The 1174-nt window shown below is 37.1% G+C and carries 1 protein-coding gene and 1 pseudogene; both read left to right on the forward strand.

Annotation, left to right across the window (positions count from 1 at the left end):
• A pseudogene (locus tag ACOVO2_RS10360) lies at nucleotides 1-471 on the forward strand (hypothetical protein); the annotation flags it as partial.
• 165 nt (nucleotides 472-636) lie between these two features.
• A partial coding sequence (locus ACOVO2_RS10365) for a 3-keto-disaccharide hydrolase (RefSeq protein WP_421769895.1) occupies nucleotides 637-1174 on the forward strand: 538 nt, incomplete at its 3' end.

Here is a 1174-nt window from a genome sequence, read left to right on the forward strand (position 1 = left end):
TTAGGTCAGAAAGCAGGTAGAGAGTTTGAGGCAAGTAATGTAAAAAGTACCATTTCGGAGAAAGAAGCTACGCTCAATCTTGATATTGCGAATGCTTATGATAAAAATGCAGGAATAGTATCTTGGAACAGAACAGTGAAACTGAATAGAGTAAAAAATACTGTTGAACTAACGGATGATTATGCGTTGAACCAAAAGCCAACTTCGCTGCAACAAGTTTTTATGACAATCTGCACGATTGATAACTCGGTAGCGGGCAAAATCACACTCAAAACTCCGAAAGGACAAGTAGTTACTTTACAATATGACCCAAAAACTTGGGAGGTTTCAACCGATTTACCTTCAACCGAAGGCATGGAATATGTAAGTTTTAAAACCAAATGGGATAATCTGCCTGTTCAACGAATTATTTTGAATAGTAAAAATTTGGCACAAAAATCAAAAAATTCATTTACTTTGGGGATTAATTAAGTAGTCAACGGTCGATAGTCTATAGTGTACAGTGTACAGTCAACAGTGAACAGTCGATAGTCAACAGTGAACAGTCAACAGTCAACAAGTAGCAAGTTTTTGAAAATCAATGATTTGTTGCAAATACATTATTTATCAATTCAAATCCGTAACAAATATTCTGATATGAAATATTTTATTGCTCTTGCTTTAAGCCTTTTTACGCTGGGAAAAACCTTTGCCCAAACTATCCATTTATACAACGGCAAAGACCTTAATAATTGGTACAGCGATGTGCCTGCCACTGATAAAGACCCAAATCTCAGAAAATCTTTTATAATCAGAGACGGAAATTTGGTAAGTATGGGAACTCCCGAAGGCCATTTACTGACCAAAGACAAATACGAAAACTACCGATTGGAATTAGAATATCGTTTTGCAGGAAAACCTGGTAATTGTGGCGTTTTGGTACATGCTTCAACGCCACGAGCCTTGTACGGAATGTTTCCGAAATCTATCGAAGTACAAATGATGCACGAAAATGCAGGAGATTTTTGGTGTATCGTAGAAGATATTAAGGTAGAAAACATGGAAGCTCGACGTGGACCTAAAGAAAACTGGGGAATAACTGAAGGAAAAGAACGCCGAATCAAAAACCTAACAGATAACTCAGAAAAACCACTCGGTGAATGGAATAAAATGACAATCGAATGCCGAGGCGATA

This window comes from Emticicia sp. (assembly GCF_049241225.1).
Taxonomy (GTDB): Bacteria; Bacteroidota; Bacteroidia; order Cytophagales; family Spirosomataceae; genus Emticicia.